At 69.0% G+C, this 20,312-nt stretch carries 4 protein-coding genes (1 of these 4 running past the window's edge); 2 read left to right on the forward strand and 2 right to left on the reverse strand.

Translation table 11 applies throughout. From position 1 onward, the window contains the following. Both DI276_RS52250 and DI276_RS21835 read right to left on the reverse strand, forming a co-directional pair. On the reverse strand, positions 1–9,823 hold the start of the coding sequence (locus DI276_RS52250) for a type I polyketide synthase (RefSeq protein WP_232836815.1). Its footprint begins 17,801 nt before the window's first position; 9,823 of the gene's 27,624 nt are visible here — the first part of the coding sequence; the start codon lies at positions 9,821–9,823; the stop codon falls past the left edge of the window. Between the two features lie 36 nt (positions 9,824–9,859). Next, the gene (locus tag DI276_RS21835; protein ID WP_112266212.1) at positions 9,860–17,656 is read right to left on the reverse strand and encodes a type I polyketide synthase; all 7,797 of its coding nucleotides are present in this window, start codon (positions 17,654–17,656) and stop codon (positions 9,860–9,862) included. A 268-nt stretch (positions 17,657–17,924) separates the two neighbouring features. Here DI276_RS21835 and DI276_RS21840 point away from each other — a divergent pair, with 268 nt between their 5' ends. Together DI276_RS21840 and DI276_RS21845 are read left to right on the forward strand one after the other, a co-directional pair. Continuing rightward, positions 17,925–18,947: an FkbO/Hyg5 family chorismatase gene (locus DI276_RS21840; RefSeq protein ID WP_112266214.1), complete on the forward strand. Its 1,023-nt coding sequence runs from the start codon at positions 17,925–17,927 to the stop codon at positions 18,945–18,947. Between the two features lie 35 nt (positions 18,948–18,982). Then, positions 18,983–20,191, forward strand: coding sequence for a 3-deoxy-7-phosphoheptulonate synthase (locus tag DI276_RS21845; RefSeq protein WP_112266216.1), 1,209 nt, complete (start codon positions 18,983–18,985; stop codon positions 20,189–20,191). The last annotated feature ends 121 nt before the right edge of the window (positions 20,192–20,312 follow it).

Here is a 20,312-nt window from a genome sequence, read left to right on the forward strand (position 1 = left end):
CCGGGTGGTAGAGGCCTTCGAGGTCCCAGCCGCGGTCGGCCGGGAACCCGGTCACCGCGTCGACCTCGTCGATCACTAGCCGCCACAGCTCTTCCGGCGTCGTGACACCGCCAGGGTAACGGCACGCCATGCCGACGATGACGATCGGATCATCCGAAGTGGACACCAACGCGGGCAACGACTCCACCGGCGAGACCGCACCTAGCAGTTCGTCGCGCAGATAGGACGCCAGCGCGCCGGACGTCGGATAGTCGAAGATCAACGTCGCGGGCAGGCGGATACCGGTCGACGCGGTCAGCCGGTTGCGCAGCTCGACGGCGGTCAGCGAGTCGAACCCGAGGTCGCGGAACTGCTGCGCCGGATCAACGGCATGCGCGCCACCGTGGCCCAGGACGCCCGCCACTTCGGCGCGAACGACCTCGAGCAACGCCTCCAGCCGGTCGGCTTCGGACAACGCCGACAGCCTCGACACCAACGTGACCGCGGTGTCGGAACCCGCGACGGAACGCTTCGAGCGCGTCCGCACCAAGCCGCGCAGCAGCGGAGCCACGTCACCCTTGGCCCGCAGCACAGCGAGGTCGAGCCGGGCCGGCACCAAGGCACCTTCGTGCGCGATGGCCGCGTCGAACAGCTCAACGCCCTGCTCCACCGAGATCGGCGGCATGCCGGCGCGTCGCATGCGTTCGACGTCCACTTCGGACAGATGCCCGGCCATGCCGCCTTCCCAGGCGCCCCAGGCCAGCGACACCGTGTTCGGCCGGTGCTCTGCGAGGGCGTCGAGGAACGCGTTGGCGGCCGCGTAGTTGCCCTGGCCCGCGCTGCCGAGCGTGCCGGCCACCGACGAGAACAACACGAGCTTGGCCTCAGGCAACAGCTCATGCAGGTTCCAGGCCGCGTCGACCTTGGACCGCAGGACAGCCGACACCCGCTCGGGCGTCAGCGACTCGATCACACCGTCGTCCAGCACACCGGCGGCGTGCACGATCGACCGGACCGGATGCTTCCTCACCAGCTTCTGCACGGCCTTGCGGTCGCTGACATCGCATTTCGCGACCGTGACCCGCGCGTCCAGCTCGACAACCCACTCCGGCTTCTCACCGCGCCGGCTGACCAGCACCAGCTCGTCAACACCCCGCGCGACAAGATGTTTCGCGATGACACCACCCAACCCGCCGGTACCGCCGGTGATCAGCACCGGGCCCTGCCACGCGACCTCGCGCTGCACGGCGGCAACCCGCGCGAGCCGAGCGGCCTTCACCACGCCGGCACGAATGATCAGCTCGGGCTCGTCGATGCCCAACGCCCGCGACACGAGCTCGCCGGAGTCGGTGTCGATGATGCCGAACCGGCCGGGGTGCTCGGTCTGCGCCGACCGCACAAGACCCCGCACCGCCGCACCTGCCAGGCAGCCCATGCCGGTGACGAACACCAGCTTCTCCGGCCGCTCCTGAGCGATCCACTCCTGCAACCGCGCCAACGCTTGCGCGACAAGGGCGTGCGTGGCCTCGACGACCTCACCTTCGGCGACAACGTGCTCCACCACGACGTCCGCAGCAGGCTCTGCGGGCACCTCCACCTCGACCCAGTCGAGCTGGAACAGCGAGTCGCGGTCGATCGTGCTGAGTTGCTCGGCGGACACCGCCCGCACCACCAACGCGTCCACCGACGCGACCGGCGTCCCAGCCGTGTCAGCCAGGGCGATGGCGATGCTGCTGCCGTTGCGGGTCAGCTTCACGCGCAACGCCGTCGCTCCGGTGGCATGCAGTGACACGCCTTCCCAGGAGAACGGCAGCCCGGCGCCGCCATCGACGAGCAGTGCCGCGTGCAGTGCCGAGTCGAGCAGCACCGGGTGCAACCCGAACCCGCTCGCCGCGACACCCTCAGGCAATGCGACCTCGGCGAACACGGTGTCGCCGTCCCGCCACGCCGCCCGCAGCCCCTGGAACGCCAGCCCGTACTCGAACCCGCTCTCCGCGAACCGCTCGTAGGCATCCGCAACGTCGACCGGCTCCGCACGCGGCGGCCACTCGCCAACCTCGGCAACGACTCCGCCCGACCCGAGCACACCCGTCGCGTGTTCTGTCCACGGCTCGTCGACCGCGTTCTCCGGCCGGGAGTAGATCGAAATCGACCGGTGGCCGTTCTCCTCGTCTCCCACGATCAGCTGGACTTGGACGCCGCAGCTCTCCGGCAGCACCAACGGCGCCGCGAGCGTCAGTTCCTCGACGCGGTCAAGCCCGACCTCGTCCGCTGCCCGGACGGCCAGTTCGACGAGTGCTGCACCCGGCACGAGCACCGCGCCGTGCACGGTGTGGTCGGCCAGCCACGACCGCCGCGACAGCCGCGCGGTGAACAGGTAGCCGGCTCCTCCGGCGAGTTCGACTGCGGCGCCGAGCAGCGGGTGCTCCACCGCGCCGAGGCCTGCGGACCGGACGTCCGACTTCGCGGTGTTCTCCGGCCAGAACGACTGGTGGTCGAACGCATACGTCGGCACGTCGACCCGTCGACCACCGGTGTACAGCTGCATCCAGTCAACATTGACGCCGTCAATGTGTACTTGACTCAATGCAGTCAACATTGATTCAACATCAGACTTGACGCGCGTCAACGTCGGAATCAACCCGTCAACCATCGCCGTCAACTGCGCGTCAGGCCCGACTTCAAGGACCGTGGCGTCACCCAATGCGGTGACGTTGTCGTGGAAGCGCACCACGTCACGCACGTGGTTGACCCAGTAGTCGACGGTGGTGACATCGCCGGATGTTGACATTCCGACAACCGGCTCGTGGAACTCGATGTCCGAGATCGCCGCGCGGAAGTCGTCGAGCATCGGCTCCATCAACGGCGAGTGGAACGCGTGACTGACCTTGAGCCGCTTGTTCTTCCACCGCTCAGCGAGGGCGAGCACTTCTTCTTCGACGCCCGCGATCACCACGGACCGCGGTCCGTTGACGGCGGCAATGGACACGCCATCAGTCAGGTGCGCGCACACCTCTTCTTCGGACGCAATGACCGACACCATCGCGCCACCGGCCGGCAACGCCTGCATCAACGACGCACGCGCCTTCACTAGCCGACAAGCGTCCGCAAGGCTCAACACCCCGACAACGTGCGCGGCAGCGATCTCGCCGATGGAGTGCCCGGCGACCTTCGCGGGCTGCACGCCGAACGACTCCAGCAGCCGGTACAGCGCGACCTGGATCGCGAAGATCGCGGGCTGTGTGTTCCCGGTCTGGTTCAATGCCTCGACGTCGTCGCCCCACATGACGTCACGCACATCAAGGTGCTCCAACACCTCGTCCAACGCGCGCGCGAACACCGGGAACGACTCATACAGCTCGCGCCCCATGCCCAGCCGCTGGGAGCCCTGCCCGGAGAAGACGTACGCCAGCGGCTTCCCGCTCACTGCCCCCTTGGCGGCAACGCGCCCGTCGAGCACCACGGCCCGGTGGTCGAACTGCGTCTTCAACGCGAGCGAGTAACCGATGTCGCGCGCATCCCCGTCGAGCTCCAGCACCCGAGCGACCTGGGCGTCCAGCGAAGCCGCCGACTTGGCCGACACCAGCCACGGCACGCCCGCCTGGATCGATCCGGGTTGGCGGGCCCCCTGGGGGGAGCCACCCCCCATCCCAATCATCTCAGGCGGGTCTGACAGTTCTGGGGCCTCGAGGATCACGTGGGCGTTGGTGCCGGACACGCCGAAGGAGGACACGCCGGCGCGGCGTGGGCGGGAGACCGCCGGCCACGAGGTCGCGGAGGTGACGAGGGTGATGTCGCCGGCGTCCCAGTCCACGTGGGTGGAGGGCTCGTCGGCGTGCAGGGTTGCCGGGACGAGGCCGTGGCGCATGGCGTGGACCATCTTGATCACGCCGGCGACGCCCGCGGCCGCTTGGGAGTGGCCGATGTTCGACTTGATGGAGCCGAGGAGCAGTGGCGTGGCACGGTCCTGGCCGTAGGTGGCCAGCAGAGCCTGGGCTTCGATCGGGTCGCCCAGTGTGGTGCCGGTGCCGTGGGCTTCGACCACGTCGACGTCGGAGACGGACAGGCCGGCGGAGGCCAGGGCCGAGCGGATCACGCGTTGCTGCGACGGGCCGTTCGGGGCGGTCAGGCCGTTCGAAGCGCCGTCCTGGTTGATCGCGGAGCCGCGCACGACCGCCAAAACAGCATGTCCGTTGCGAATAGCGTCCGACTGGCGTTCCAGGACCAGGAGACCGACGCCCTCGCCCCAGCCCACGCCGTCGGCCGCGTCGGAGAAGGACTTGCAGCGGCCGTCCGCGGAGAGGCCGCGCTGGCGGGAGAACTCCACGAAGGTGGAGGGCGTGGACATGACCGTCACGCCGCCGGCCAGGGCCAGGGAGCATTCGCCGTTGCGCAGGGCCTGGGCGGCCAGGTGCAAAGCCACCAAGGACGACGAGCAAGCCGTGTCCACGGTGACGGCCGGGCCCTCGAAGCCGAAGGTGTAGGAAACGCGGCCGGACGCGAACGTGCCGGCGCTGCCCATGCTCTGGTAGCCCTCGAACTCGCTGCCGCTGATCACGACCGAGTAGTCGGTGTACATGACGCCGGCGAACACGCCCGTTGCGCTGCCGCGCAAGGAAATCGGGTCGATTCCTGCGCGTTCCAGGGATTCCCAGGCGGTTTCGAGGAGCAGGCGTTGCTGGGAGTCCGTCGCCAGAGCTTCGCGCGGGGACATGCCGAAGAACGCCGGGTCGAACAGCGGGGCGTCGTGCAGGAAGCCGCCCGAGCGCGTGTAGGAGGTGCCGATGTGGTCGGGGTCCGGGTGGTAGAGCGAGTCGACGTCCCAGCCGCGGTTCGAAGGGAAGTCTGTGACGGCGTCCACGCCGTCGACGACGAGGCGCCACAGGTCTTCCGGCGACGACACGCCTCCGGGATAACGGCAGGCCATGCCGACGATGACGATCGGGTCGTCGGAGACCGACGAACGCACTTCGACCGGCGGAATTGCTGTGTCGGAGCCGAAGAGTTCGTCGTGCAGATACGAAGCCAGCACGCCCGCGTTCGGGTAGTCGAAGATCAGGGTGGCGGGCAGGCGCAGGCCCGTCACGGCGGTGAGCTGGTTGCGGAGCTCGACGGCGGTCAGCGAGTCGAAGCCGAGGGACTGGAACGCGCGGCCGGGGTCGATCTCGTCGGTGCCCGCGTGGCCGAGGACCGTGGCGACCTGGCCGCGCACGAGGTCCAGCAACGCTTCCAGGCGTGCGTTTCCGTCCAGACTGGACAGACGGTCGCCCACGGCGGTCGCGGCGACGGCGCGGCGGGGGCGGGTCTTGATCAGGCCGCGCAGCATCGGCGGGATGTCGCCGCGGGCACGCAGCACCGGCAGGTCGAGGCGGACCGGGACGGCGTTGCCGGCACCCATGGCTGCGTCGAAGAGTTCGACGCCCTGCTCGACGGTGAGGCCGGGGATTCCGCTGCGTGCCATGCGTTCCGCGTCGGCGCCCGAGAGCATGCCCGCGATCCACGGACCCCACGCCAGCGACGTGCCGGCGAGGCCCGCGGAGCGGCGGTGTTCCATCAGAGCGTCGAGGAACGCGTTGGCGGCGGCGTAGTTGCCCTGGCCGGCCGTGCCGATCGTGCCCGCGACGGACGAGAACACGACGAAGGCGTCGAGGTCCGAGGTCAGCTCGTGCAGGTGCCAGGCGGCATCCACCTTGGGGCGCAACACGGTGTCGACGCGGTCGGGCGTCAGGGACTCGACGATGCCGTCGTCGAGGACGCCCGCGGTGTGCACGACAGCGCGAACCTCGTGCCGTGACAGCAGAGATTCCAGCGCGGAGCGATCCGCGACGTCGCACGCTTCGACGATCACCTGAGCGCCCAACGCTTCCAGCTCCGCGACGTCGGCCTCGCCGCGCCGGGAAACGAGCACCAGGTCACGGACGCCGTGTTTGGTGACGAGGTGACGAGCGATGATCAGGCCGAGACCGCCAGTGCCGCCGGTGATGAGAACCTTGCCCTGCCAGGAGAACTCCTCGGCGGGAGTCCGGCGGGCGAGCCGCGGCACGAACGCTTCGCCATCGCGGAACCGGATCTGTGGCTCGTCCAACGCGAAAACCTGTGCGGGGACATCGCCGTCCGACTCGACCAGCACGAAACGGCCGGGGTGCTCGGTCTGCGCCGACCGCACCAGGCCCCACACGGCCGCTGCGCCGAGGTCACCGGGACGCGTGACGAACGCGAGGCGGTCCTGGCGTTCGTCCGCGATCCACTGCTGCAGGCGCGCGAGCACCCGTGACGTCAGGTCGTGCGCGGACTCGGCCGGCGAGCCGTCGGAGACGACGAGTTCGACCCCGACCTCGGCGGTCTCCGCGGGCAGAGCGATGGGCGTCCAGTCGACGTGGAAGAGCGCCTCTCGCGCGATACCTGAGTCAGTGGAGATCGGGCGGGTGACGAGCGAGTCGACCGACACGACCGGCGTGCCGTTGGGATCTGTTGCCGTGACTGCGAACGACTCGCCCTGGGGACGGATGCGCACGCGCAACGCGGAAGCACCGGTCGCGTGCAGCGAAACACCCTGCCACGCAAAGGGCATACCGCCCTCGGACGTGCTGAGGTCGGCGGCGTGCAGAGCGGCGTCGAGCAGCGCGGGGTGCAGGCCGAAGCGGTCCGGCTCGGCGACGGCGACCTCGGCGTAGACGTCGTCGCCCAGCTTCCAGGCCCCACGCAGGCCCTGGAACGCCGGCCCGTACGCGAAGCCGTTGTCCGCCAACCGCTCGTAGAACCCTTCCAGCGCAACCGCTTCCGCACCGGCGGGCGGCCAGACCGTGGTGTCGAACTCGGTGTCGGTGGTGCCGGACGCGAGGAAACCCGTGCAGTGCTCGAGCCACGGCGTGTCCGCGTCGAAGCGTGAGTAGACCGCGATGGAGCGGCGCCCGGTTCCGTCCGGTGCGCCGATCGCGACCTGGACCTGCACCGGGTCGTTGAGGACGAGCGGTGCCGACAGCGTCAGTTCGTCGAGGCGGTCGAGGCCCAGTTCGTCGGCCGCGCGCAACGCCAGCTCGACGAACGCGGTGCCGGGGAACAACACCCGGCCGCCGACTACGTGATCTGCGAGCCAGGCCTGTGTCGCTGTGGAGAGTCTGCTGGTGAACAGCACGCCCTGTCCGTCGGCGAGTTCGACCGCCGCGCCGAGCAACGGGTGGCCGACCGCAGTGAGGCCGAGGCCGGACGCGTCGACGTTCTTCGTGGTCGACGGCCAGAAACGCTGCCGCTGGAACGCATACGTGGGCAGGTCGATTCGCTGGCCGCCCTCGTAGAACGGCGTCCAGTCGACGCTCGTGCCCTCGACGTGCAGGCGGGCGAGTGCGGTGATCAGGGTTGGGGTTTCGGGACGGTCCTTGCGCAGCGTCGGAATGCCGTTCACCAGCGCCGACAACACGCCGTCCGGGCCGATCTCCAGGAACCTCTTGTCCCCCAGGCTGCGCACCGCGTCGTGGAAGCGGACCGTGGCGCGGACGTGGCGCACCCAGTACTCGGCGTTCGCGACGTCGCCCAGGCCGGGGATCGTCGACGTGTTGAACGTCAGGCCGCTGATGGCTGCGCGGAAGTCGTCGAGCATCGGCTCCATCAGCGGCGAGTGGAATGCGTGGCTGACTTGGAGTTGCTTTGTCTTGCGTCCCTCGAACCGTGCGACGACCGCGCGGGCTTCGTCTTCCACGCCTGCGATGACGATGGAGTCCTCGCTGTTGATCGCGGCGATGGACACACCCGGCGTGAGGTGCGGGACAACTTCGGCTTCGGTGGCCTGGATCGCGATCATCACGCCACCTGACGGCAGCGCTTGCATCAGGCGCGCGCGTTCGGTGACGAGCTTCGCCGCGTCTTCGAGGCTGAACACGCCCGCGATGTGGGCGGCGGCGATCTCACCGATCGAGTGGCCGGCGAGGTGGTCGGCCTTGACGCCGAACGACTCGACCAGGCGGTAGAGGGCGACCTGCAACGCGAAGATCGCGGGCTGTGCGTTGCCGGTCTGGTTCAGGGCCTCGGCGTCGTCACCCCACATCACGCTGACGTCGAGGTGCTGGCTGACCTCGTCGAACGCCGCGCGGAACGCCGGGAACGCCTCGTACAGCTCGCGGCCCATGCCGAGGCGCTGCGAGCCCTGGCCGGTGAACAGCATCGCGAGCTGCTTCTCGGCGACGGTTCCGCGCGCGACCTCGGCACCGTCGAGGAGCACCGCGCGATGGTCGAACAGCGTGCGCGACGCCAGCGAGCGCCCAACGTCCTTCGCGTCCGCCGACACGTCCGCGAGCTGGGCGACCTGCCCAGCCAGCGCCGCCTCCGACTTGGCCGAGACCAGCCACGGAATCGATCCCGACTGGGGGCCCTGGGGGGAGACCGAGGTCCCCACTCCAATCGTCTCATCGGGAGCCGACGAACTCGGGCGGCGGAGATCGACAACCGCCGAGTTGTCCACAGGTGCCGAGTTGTCCACAGAAAACGGGGTGGGCGTTGCGGCCTCGAGGATGAGGTGGGAGTTGGTGCCGGAGACGCCGAACGACGAGATGCCGACGCGTCGCGGGCGATCCGCCGAAGGCCACGGGATCTCGGACGTCAGCAGGGAGACGGAGCCCGCGGACCAGTCGACGTGCGAGGAAGGCGACGTGACGTGCAGGGTGCGCGGCAGGACGCCGTGCTGCATCGCCTGCACGACCTTGATCACCGAGGCGACGCCCGCGGCCGCCTGCGTGTGACCGATGTTGGACTTGATCGAGCCGATGTACAGCGGAACTGAGCGGTCGTGGCCGTAGGTGGCGATCAGCGCGGCGGCCTCGATCGGGTCGCCCAGTGTCGTGCCGGTGCCGTGCGCTTCCACGGCGTCGACATCAGCGGGAGACAGTCCGGCGGAAGCCAGCGCCGCGCGGATCACCCGCTGCTGCGAAGGGCCGTTGGGAGCGGTCAAGCCGTTCGAGGCGCCGTCCTGGTTGACGGCCGACCCGCGCAACAGGCCGAGAACCTGGTGACCGGCGGCGACAGCGTCGGACAACCTCTCCAGCACCAGCAGGCCGGCGCCCTCGGCCCAGCCGACGCCGTCGGCGGAGTCCGAGAAGGCCTTGCAACGGCCGTCAGCGGCGAGGCCGCGCTGTGAGGTGAACTCGACGAAAGCATGAGGCGTGGCCATGATCGTGATGCCGCCGGCCAGAGCCAGCGAGCACTCGCCGGAACGCAGAGCCTGCATGGCCAGGTGCATGGCCACCGAGGACGAGGAGCAGGCGGTGTCGACGGAGACCGCGGGGCCCTCGAAGCCGAACGTGTAGGAGAGCCGGCCGGAGAGCACGGACGCGATGAGGCCGGTGGAGGCGTGCCCGTCGCCGTCCACCGACACCAGGTCCGCGTAGTCCTGGCCGTTCGTGCCCACGAAGACACCGGTCGAGGAACCGCGCAGCGAAGCGGGGTCCAGACCGGCGCGCTCCAGGGCCTCCCAGGTGAGTTCCAGCATGATGCGCTGCTGCGGGTCCATGCCCAGGGCCTCGCGCGGCGAGATGCCGAAGAAGTCGGCGTCAAAAGCCGCAAGATCGGTCAGGAACCCGCCCTCGGCAGCCAGCGATGCACCGGCGCGCAACGACGACAGGTCCCAGCCGCGGTCCGTGGGGAAGGGCGTGACCACGTCACGGCCGGAACTGACGACGTCCCACAGTTGCTCGGGAGTGACCACACCGCCGGGAAAGCGGCACGACATGCCCACGATCGCGATGGGCTCGCTGTGCTTCTGCTCCAGCTCGAGGACGCGTTCGCGAGCCCGGCGCAACTCGACCGTGACTCGCCTCAGGTAGTCGGCAACCTTGTCCTGCTGCTCTTCCTGCACTGGTCCGTCCTCATTTCGTGCGGGCAAACACTGCTACTACGAGAGGTCGAGCAACTCGTCGTCGATGATGTTCAGGAGGTCCTCGACGGAGACGTTGCGAATGTCGTCGTCCGAAGAGGACACCGGCTTCTTCAAACGGCCGAGCAACTTCTCCAAGCGCTCGCGGATCACGTCGTGGTCATCGGCCGACGACGCCAGCGCGGCCTCGAAGCGGGCCAGCTCAGCCAGCGCGGAACCGTCCACAGAGGACGAAAGACCGGTCAGCAGGTGCTCGGCGACCAGCCGCGGCGTCGGGTAGTCGAAGACCAGGGCCGAGGGCACGGGCAGGCCGGTCGCGGACTTGAGGCGGTCGCGCATCTCCACGGCGGTCAGCGAGTCGAAACCCTGGTCGCGGAACGCCTTCTCGGCGTGGATCGACTCGACACCCGCGTGACCGAGAACTGCGGCGGCCTCGGAGCGCACCAGGTCCAGCAGCACCCGCAAGCGGTCAGCCTCGGACAAGCCGGCGAGCTTCTCCTGCAACGCCACGTCGGCGCCGGCGACGTCCTCGTCGGAGGACAGCGCGGCAACGACTTCCGGGATCGACGAGAACAGCGGCGACGGACGGGACGCGGTGAAGCCGGGCGCGAACCGGGCCCAGTCGGTGTTCGTGACGGTCAGCACCGTTTCGCCGTCCGACACCGCCTGCACCAATGCCGTCAAAGCCAGGTCCGGGTCCATCGGCAGCACGCCGTGCCGGCGCAGTTGGTCGTAGGCCTCCGGATCGGTCGCCATGCCGGCCTCGGCCCACGCACCCCACTGCACGGACGTCGCCACCAGGCCCTGGCCGCGGCGGAACTGCGCAAGGCCGTCCAGGTAGGCGTTCGCGGTCGAGTAGGCGGGTTGACCGCCACTGCCCCACGCCGCCGCGCCTGACGAGAACAGCACGAACGCGTCGAGGTTGCCTGTCAGCTCGTGCAGGTTCCTCGCCGCGACCATCTTGGCGCGCAACAACTCCCCGAGCTGATCAGTCGAAAGCTCCGTCAACGGAGCATCACCCGAGTCGATGCCCGCACAATGCACCACAGCGGTCAACGATGGCAGCCGCTCCAGCAGTTCAGCCAAAGCCGCGCGATCAGCGACATCGCAGGCCTCCACCGAGACCTCGACACCGAACCCTTCGAGCTGTGCCACCAAATGCTCGACACCAGGAGTCAGCGGACCACGGCGCGACGTCAGCACGACGTGTGAAGCGCCCCGAGCAGCAACAGAACGCGCCACGAACCCGCCCAGCGCACCGGTTCCGCCGGTGATCAGGACCGTGCCCGACGGCGTCCAGTCCTCGCCGTGCTCACCACGCGGCGCGGGCACCAGGCGGCGGGCGAACGCACCGTTGCCGCGCACCGCGATCTGGTCCTCGCCCAGCGAGTTCACCAACGCCGCCTGCAGACCCTGCGCGATCTGGGTGTCCACGCTGCCCGGCAGATCGATCAGCCCACCCCACCGGCGCGGCAGCTCCAACGCAGCCACCCGCCCCATGCCCCACAACGCGGCCTGCACGGGCGAAGTCACGATGTCGCCATGTCCCGTCGACACGGCACCTCGTGTCACCGTCCACAACGGAGCATCACACCCGGCCTTCAACAGCTCAAGGGTTCCGGACAGCGCGTAGGGCACGTCACCCGAGTCGTCCGCGACACCGAGCAACGACACGACGCCCGTGAACTCCCGGCCCGCCAATCCCGAGACCTTGTCCAACGGGACCGCGACGCCGCCGAGGATCTCCACGACGTCGCGCGTCCAGTCATCCTGCTCCCCCGGCGGCACGACGACCAGCCACGACCCGGAGAACGCACCGGACAGCGACAACCGGTGCCACGACTCCCGGAACCGCCACGAATCCACCACGGACTGCGCCCGCTGCCGAGTCCGCCACGACGACAGCGCCGGCACCACGGCCGCCGCCACCTCGGGGTCGAGGTCCAGCACCGAAGCCAGCTCGTCGTTCTCCACCAGCTGCCAGAACGCGGCGTCCAGCGGATCCGCCTTGCCGACCGCCACTTCGGGCTCCGGCCAGAACCGGGACCGCTGGAACGCATAGGTCGGCAGGTCGACCCGAACCGCGCCGGTGCCCTCGAACAACCGCGACCAGTCGACCGGCACACCCACGACGTGCAGGCGCGCCAACGCCGACACGAACGAAGCCTCCTCCGGCCGTTCGCGGCGCAGCACCGGCACGACCGCGGTGTCCAGCGGCACGGCACCGGTCTCGGTCATCTCCGCCACCAGAGCGGACAGGACGCCGTCCGGTCCGAGCTCCAGGAACGCCGACACACCCTGACGCCCCAACGTCCGCACGCCGTCGGAGAACCGCACGGCCTCACGCACGTGCCGCACCCAGTACTCCGGCGACGTCAGCTGCTCGCGCACGGCAAGCTGCCCGGTCACGTTCGACACGACCGGGATCTGCGGCTCGGAGAACGACAGGCCCTCGACGACCGCGCGGAAGTCGTCCAGCATCGGGTTCATCAAGGGCGAGTGAAACGCATGGCTCACCGTAAGACGCTTAGTCTTGCGGTCCGCGAACCGGTCGACCACCGCGTCGACACCGGCCAGCGAACCCGCGACCACCACCGACCGCGGCCCGTTCACAGCAGCCAACGACACGTCGTCGCCGAGCAGCGGCAGCACTTCCTCCTCGGTGGCCTGCAGCGCCACCATCGCGCCACTCAGCGGCAACGCCTGCATCAGCCGTGCACGCGCGTCCACCAACCGGCACGCGTCCTCCAGCGACAGCACCCCGGCCACGTGCGCGGCGACGATCTCCCCGATCGAGTGCCCGCCCACGAAGTCCGGTCGCACGCCGAACGAAGCGGCCAACCGGTACAGCGCCACCTCGATCGCGAACAACGCCGGCTGTGTGTACCGGGTCGCGTTCAGCGCATCGGCGTCGTGGCCCCACATCACATCCCGCAGCGAGACGTCCAGGTGCTCGAGCACCGCGTCGAACGCGGCAGCGAACACCGGGAACCGCTCGTACAGCTCCCGCCCCATGCCGAGCCGCTGCGAACCCTGCCCGCTGAACAACACCGCGAGCGGCCGCTCCGACGCCACCCCGCGCGCGACCTCGACACCATCGAGGAGCACCGCGCGGTGCTCCAGCTGTGCCCGCGTCGACACCAGCGACGCGGCGACGTCGAGAGCCGGAGCCTCGACCGCCCGGATCCGCGCGATCTGCGCTTCCAACGCCGTCGCGGACTTCGCCGACACCACCCACGGAATCGATCCCGATTGGTCGGCCCCCCGGGGGGAGCCACCCCCCATCCCCATCATCTCAGGCAGGTCTGACAATTCCTCCAGGATCACGTGGGCGTTCGTGCCCGAGACACCGAACCCGGACACCGCCGCACGCCGTTCCCGCGACACCGAGGGCCAAGGCTGGTTCGAGGTCAGCAGCTCGACCCGGCCCGTCCCCCATTCGACGTGCGAAGACGGCGACGTCACGTGCAACGTGCGTGGCAGCACCCCGTGCCGCAACGCCATCACCATCTTGATCACGCCCGCCACACCCGCGGCGGCCTGCGTGTGCCCGAGGTTCGACTTCACCGAACCCAGCCACAGCGGCACATCGCGATCCTGGCCGTAGGTCGCGAGCAACGCCTGTGCCTCGATCGGGTCACCCAACGTCGTGCCGGTGCCGTGCGCCTCGACCGCATCGACGTCCGAAGTGGACAAACCAGCGGACGCAAGCGCTTGCCGGATCACCCGCTGCTGCGACGGCCCGTTCGGCGCGGTCAAACCGTTCGAAGCACCGTCCTGGTTGATCGCCGAGCCCCGCAGCACGGCCAGGACCTGATGCCCGAGACGACGAGCATCCGACAAGCGTTCCAAGACCACCAGGCCGGCACCTTCAGACCAGCCGGTGCCGTCAGCCGAATCCGAGAAAGCCTTGCAGCGGCCATCAGCGGACAGCCCGCCCTGCCGCGAGAACTCCACGAACGTCTGCGGCGTCGACATGATCGTCACGCCACCCGCCAGCGCGATCGACGACTCACCAGACCGCAACGACTGCGCGGCCCAGTGCAGTGCGACCAAAGACGAAGAACAAGCGGTGTCAACGGTGACAGCGGGCCCCTGCAGACCCAACGTGTACGCCACCCGGCCGGACACCACGCTACCCGCGGTTCCGGTCGTCCAGTACCCCTCGGTACCGGCCGGCGCGTCCAGCAGTCCAGCACCGTAATCGTGGTACATCACGCCGGCGAACACACCGCCGTTGGTGCCGCGCAACGACACCGGGTCGATGCCCGCCCGTTCCAACGCCTCCCACGACACCTCCAGCAGCAACCGCTGCTGCGGGTCCATCGCGAGCGCCTCACGCGGCGAGATCCCGAAGAACTCCGCGTCGAACTCGGCGGCGTCGTGCAGGAATCCGCCCGAGCGGGTGTGCGAGGCGCCGTCGAACAGCTTCTCCAGGTCCCAGTTGCGGTCCGTCGGGAACGGCGACACCACGTCCGCGCCCGACATCACCAGCCGCCACAGGTCCTCCGGCGACGAGACACCACCGGGATAGCGGCAAGCCATGCCGACGATCGCGATCGGCTCGTCCGAATGAGAACGCGCGACCTCCGAAGGCACCACCGATGCCCGCTCGCCCAGCAACTCAGCCCGTAAGTGCCGGGCCAGCACCACCGGAGTCGGGTAGTCGAACGCAACCGGCGCGGAAAGATGTAACCCCGTAGCCGCGGTCAGCCGGTTGCGCAGATCCACGGCGGTCACCGAGGTGAGGCCGAGCTCGCGGAACGTCTTCTTCGACTCCGCCCGCTCCGCACCGGTCAGCCCGAGCACCCCCGCGACCTCGGTGCGCACCAGGTTGAGCAGGAAGATGTCCTGCTCCTCCGGCGACATCGCCACCAACCGCTGCCGCAACGCCGACAAGTCGCGCTCGTCCGGCGTCGCCAGCCGCGCCGACACGTCGATCAGGCCGCGCAGCAACGCCGGCACCTCGGTCGACGACGTCTGCTCACGCAAAGCAGCGCTGTTGATCCGCATGATCACGGCCTGTGCGAGACCCGCGGACGTTGCGACGTCGAACATCGCGGTGAACTCGTGCGTCGACAGCTCACCAACACGTGAAGCGGTCGTCGGTGCGTCCGTCGAGCCGACAGCGAGGAACGTCGCGGAAAGCTCGCGCTTGCGGCGGTACCGGGCCAGGGCATCCAGGAACGAGTTCGCCGCCGCCTGCTCCCCCGACCCCACCAGACCCAAAGCGCCGGCGACCGTGCAGAGCATGACGAACGCGGTGACGTCACCGCTCTTCGTGAGCTGGTGCAGGTTCACCGCACCGTCCACAACGGACCTGAACACGTCGGAACGCGGCACGGTCGGTTTCGCCGGGTGCTCGCCCTCGCTGTGGATGACCGCGGTGATCGGCCGCTTCAACTTGCCCAGCACGTCGGCCAGCGCGGCCCGATCCGCCACGTCACACGCCGCCACCGCGACCCGTGCGCCCAGCTCGGACAGCTCGGCCTCCAACTGGGCGGTCGCCTCGTCGGTACGGCCGCGCGGACTGATCAGCAACAGGTGCCGTGCGCCATATGCAGCAACGAGATGTCTGGTCAGCGCCGCGCCCATCGTGCCGTCCGCACCCGTCACGACAACGGTGCGTTTCGGGTCGATGCGCAACACCTCGTCGCTGTCGACCGACGCGGACACGCGCTTCAAACGAGGCATCAACGCGATACCCGACCGGATCGCCAGCTGCGGCTCGTCCGCGGCGACCGCCAACGGCAGCACCCCGGCCGACGGGGCCAGGTCGTCGATGTCGATCAGCGTGAACCGGTTCGGGAACTCGACCTGCAACGACCGCAGCAGTCCCCACACCGGCGCGTGCACGAGGTCGCGCACGTCCTCGACACCGGCGGCCACCGCGCCGCGAGTCAGCACGACCAACCGCGAGTGCGCGAACCAGTCGTCGTTGACCCACGTCCGCAACACGCCACCGACCTTGCGCAACGCCTCCTGCGCGGCCGTGGTCAGCTTGCCGCCGGTGTCCATGTCGTCCGGGCAGCACAGCACCGCGACGTCCGGCGCCTTCTCACCGTCCACAACAGACATGTGCAGCGCGGCCGCGTCGACGTGCGTGGCGACGTGGACACCGGCCGACGCCAGAGAAGCGGTCAGCCCGAACACGTCCGGCCCGACGACCGCCCAGCGCTTCGCGAGTTCCAGCGAGGTCGTGCGGACCGACGGCATCGGCGCCCAGTCCATGCGCAGCAACGACTCGTGCTGCCCGCCGCTCGCGGCCCGCAACCGGGCCGGGCGGTCGAGCAGCACGTGCCGCGTGATCTTGCCGGATGTGGTGCGCGGGATGTGGTCGATCTCGTACAGCTCTTCGGGCACCTTGAAGTTCGACAGCTGCTCGCGGCAGGCGTCGTACAGGCGCACGGGGTCGAGGCCCTGCTTGCCGGGCACGACGAACGCGATCGGCACCTCGCCGAGGATGTCGTGCGGCTTGCCGACCACCGCGGCGTCCGCGACACCGGGAACGCGCAGCAGCACCTCCTCGACCTCGCCGGGGTGGATGTTCTCGCCGCCGCGGATGATGAGCTCCTTGACGCGGCCGGTGATCGTCACGTACCCGTAGAGGTCGCGGCGGGCCAGGTCACCGGTGCGGTACCAACCATGAGGCATCGCCTGAGCGGTCGCTTCCGGCTGGTTGTGGTAGCCGGCCATGAGGCTCGGGCCGCGCACCCACACCTCGCCCTCGGCCTCCGCGTCCACGTCGATCCCGGTGTCCGGGTCGACCAGCCGCACCGCAAGGCCGGGCACCGGCAGGCCGCACGAACCGGGCACCCTGGTGCCGTGCGCCCAGTTCACCGCGATCAGGCCGCACGTCTCGGTGCTGCCGTAGCCGTCGAGCAGCGCGACACCGAACAGCGCCTCGAACTCGACGCGCAACGCCGGCGGGCACGCCGAACCCGCGGTGAGACAACGGGTCAGCGCGCTCGACGACACCTCACGCGTGCGCGCGACCTGCAGAAGATGGTGGTACATGGCGGGAACACCGCACATGAACGTGTAGCTGTCGCCTTCCAGCGCGGTCAGCACCTCGTCGGCTGCGAACCCGTCGAGGATCCGGGCGAACGCGCCGACCGCCGTGACGCCGACGACGCACAGCACGTGCGCGAGGGAGTGGTGCAACGGCAAGGGCCACAACACCTTGTCGTCGTGGTTCAGGCCGATGACGGGTGCGTAGCAGGCCGCGACCGACCACAGGCACGCGCGCTGGGTCGAGAGCACGCCCTTCGGTTTGCCGGTGGTGCCGGAGGTGTAGAGCATGAACGCCACGTCGTCGAGGCCCTGGTCGTCCCGCGCGGGAACAGACGGGTCGCGCGACATCAGATCCTGGTACGAGACAACGGAGTCCGAGCGCGGCAACGGTTCGTCGCCGCTCACGACCACGCGCAGGTACGGGCGGCCCGGCAGCAGCTTGCGGACCTGGTCGAGGTGCGCGAAGTCGGTGATGACGACGCGAGCGCCGCTGTCGTCCAGCACGTAGGCGAGCTCGGCGTCCGCGGAGTGCGGGTTGAACGGCACCGCGACGGCGTTCGCGCGCGTGACCGCCAGATAGCTCTCGACGATGTCGACGCTGTTTCCCAGGAAGATCAGCGCCCGGTCACCCGGCTGCAGCCGCAGATCGGCGAGGTGCCCGCCGAGCCGCCGGGTCCGCTGCTCCAGTTCCGCGTACGTGACCGCGCGCCGCGAGTCCGCGAACGCGACCTTCTCCGGCTCGTTCGCGGCGTGGTATCGCAGCAGGTCGGACAACGGCCGGATCAGCTCGGTTCGAAACATCCCGACGGCGCTCCCTATTTACTGGCGACGTGGCTTGCACCTCGAGCGATGCTAGCCTCGGCCTCATCGGTCCAGTAAGTAGGAAATCCCCTAGCACCCCCCTAGGACCCCCCTATCATCCCGCGCCGGAGTGCTTTCCCAGGCGGAGCCGTTTTGCGGAGCCCGGCCGGTGGCTAATCTTTGGTCACCGGCCCGGAAGAGAAGCCCGAAACAAAGTACCGGTTTCATTCCGCAAAACGTTTTACCTACTCCTCGGAGGGGCATTCCCATGACTCAGGCGCAGCAGCAGGTGAACCTCCCCAGTTCGGTGTTCACCGGCCTGACCGAAGTCAGCCACGTGGCGGCCACCGGAAACGTTCTCGGCGTCATCAACTACACCACCGAGTGCACCGACCCCCGCGTCGAGAATGGCCTTCTCACGCTCGACCTGCACATGGCCGCCACCGACGCGGAGGCATTCGCGGAGGTGTGGACGACCGGGCGCGCGGTCGAGACCGGCGAGCACCACGGCGTCGTTTACGCCCACGACGGCGAGTACCTGCTCGTGGCCGGCCGCATCGCCCCGACCGGGCGCTACACCGAGGACACCCGCGCGGCCTACGTCGCGGCGCTCGACTTGATGGACACCCTCGGTTACAAGAACTGCTTCCGCATGTGGAACTTCATCAACGACATCAACGCCGACAACGCCGAGGGCCTCGAGATCTACCGGGACTTCTGCAAGGGCCGCGCGGAGGCGTTCGAGCTCTTCCACTTCGGCGACAAGGAGGTGCCGAGCGCGACCGGAATCGGGTCGCGGGGCGGCGGGATCGCGTTCTACTTCCTCGCCTCCCGCTCCGCCGCGCTGACGTCGGTGGAGAACTCCAAGCAGCTGGCCGCCTACCACTACCCGAGGCAGTACGGCCCGCGCCCGCCGAAGTTCGCGCGGGCCACCTACCTCGCCGGCACGCACACCGACCGCAGGTCAGGGCAGGTCTACGTGGCCGGCACCGCCAGCATCCGGGGCCACGAGACCCTGCACGACGGCGACATCGTGGCGCAGGTGAAGTTGTCATTGGACAACATCGAGCACCTCATCTCCGACGAGAACCTGGCGGACTACGAGATCACGCAGGGCAACTCCTTGCTGGACCTCGACAACATCAAGGTCTACGTCCGGCACCGCTCCGACATCCCGACCGTGCGCAGGATGTGCGAAGAGCGTTTCTCCCCGAACGCCCGCATCCAGTACCTGAACGTCGACGTGTGCCGCGCCGATCTCCTCGTGGAGATCGAGGGCATCGTCGCCTGAAACGTCCGGCAGAACCAGAAACAGGAGTGAGCACAATGCCTCAGACGGTGAAGCTGACGGAGTTCACGTACCCGCGGACCGCCGCCCCGTGGATGACGCTGCCGGCGACCCAGCAGCCCCACTGGCACCACCACCCCGAGTACGACCTGATCGAAGCCGAACTGTCCGGCGCACTCCCCCTGGTAGCCCATTCCGAAATTCGCGAGGCGAAGCGCGCGCTCGGTCTCGCCGCGCTCGGTGAAGCGCGCGTCCTGCAGCTGGGCGACTGCGCGGAGTCCTTTTCCGACGCCGACCCGGTGACAACTTTCGGAAAGGTGCGGAACATCCAGCGGATCGCCGCCCGGATGTCGGAACGGTCCGGTCAGCAGGTGGCACGTTTCGGACGGATGGCGGGCCAGTACGCGAAGCCTCGTTCGAGCAACTTCGAAACCGTGGACGGGGTCGACCTGCCGTCGTTCCGCGGTGAGCTGGTCAATTCCTTCGACGCGGACAACTTCGCCCGCCGGCACGACCCCGAACGAATGTTGATGGCCTACGACGCGTCGTCCGCGGTCATCCGAGAAGTGCGCACCCATTGGGTGGGAACTGCTGAGGAACTCTCCGGTGGTCCTTGGGTAGCTCACGAAGCATTGGTGCTGGATTACGAGAATGCGCTCATCCGCACCGACGAGCGCACCGGCGAACAGTTCCTCACGTCGACGCACTTCCCGTGGATCGGCGAGCGCACCCGCCAGCTCGACCACGCGCACGTCAGCATGTTCGCCTCGATCGCGAACCCGATCGGCTGCAAGATCGGCCCGACCGCGGACCCGGAGACCGTGGTCCGGCTGTGCCAGCTGCTCGACCCGCACCACACGCCGGGCCGGTTGACGTTGATCGTCCGCATGGGCCGCGAGGACATCCACGTCGCGCTGGCGCCGATCGTGCGGGCCGTGCAGCGGGCCGGTCACCCCGTCGTCTGGGTCTCGGACCCCATGCACGGCAACACGATCAGCACCGAATCTGGGCGAAAGACTCGACTTGTCAGCCATATCATCGAGGAGGCCACGGCGTTCCGGCACATCCTCGAGACCGAGGGCGCACACGCGGCGGGCCTGCACCTGGAAGCGGCCGCGACCGACGTGACGGAGTGCGTCGGCGGGCCTGTCCCCGACGAGAAGGCTCTCTCCGAGCGCTACGAGACCCTCTGCGACCCGCGGCTGAACCCCGAACAGGCGCTCGGAGTGATCGACTCGTTTTTCTGATCTCGCGCAGACAGGGAAACCTCGATGACGTCACCGCAGCTGGCCGGCCGGGCCGCAGCCGACACCACCGCTGATGTGGCGGTGGTCGGCTGCGGCCCGGTCGGCCTCGTTCTGTCCATCC

The sequence above is a fragment of the Lentzea terrae genome, from assembly GCF_003265345.1.
GTDB classification, from domain to species: Bacteria; Actinomycetota; Actinomycetes; order Mycobacteriales; family Pseudonocardiaceae; genus Lentzea; species Lentzea terrae.